The sequence below is a fragment of the Vibrio sp. 10N.261.51.A3 genome (genome assembly GCF_041471965.1).
Taxonomy (GTDB): Bacteria; Pseudomonadota; Gammaproteobacteria; order Enterobacterales; family Vibrionaceae; genus Vibrio; species Vibrio crassostreae_C.
Window position 1 is genome coordinate 1 of record NZ_JBFRPK010000131.1, and the last position, 332, is coordinate 332.

Here is a 332-nt window from a genome sequence, read left to right on the forward strand (position 1 = left end):
TTCGATGTATTAACATCCGCAAGTGCCGATGGCGCGAGTGTGACTCAATTTACCTATGACGGCACCGCTTACTCTCTAGACCCGAATGATGCGACCGAGCAAGAGTTTACCTTCACCGAAGGCTCACTGTTTATTACGACTCAAGGGGAAGTGCGCTTTGAGCCGAACCGCGATTTAGACCACTCGGCTGGCGATATCGTTAAGAGCATCGTGGTGACGTCAAGCGATGGCGATGATGACGTTCTTACCTCGACAGTGACGCTTACGATTACGGACGGCGATGTCCCAACCATAGATGTCATTCCACCAATCTCACTATCTGAAACGAATCT

The 332-nt window shown here is 50.3% G+C and carries 1 protein-coding gene; it reads left to right on the plus strand.

Features of this window, described 5'->3' with window-relative positions; translation table 11 throughout:
• Positions 1-332, plus strand: a 332-nt coding sequence (locus AB4371_RS21905; RefSeq protein ID WP_372150657.1) for a hypothetical protein, incomplete at both ends; no start/stop codon positions are given.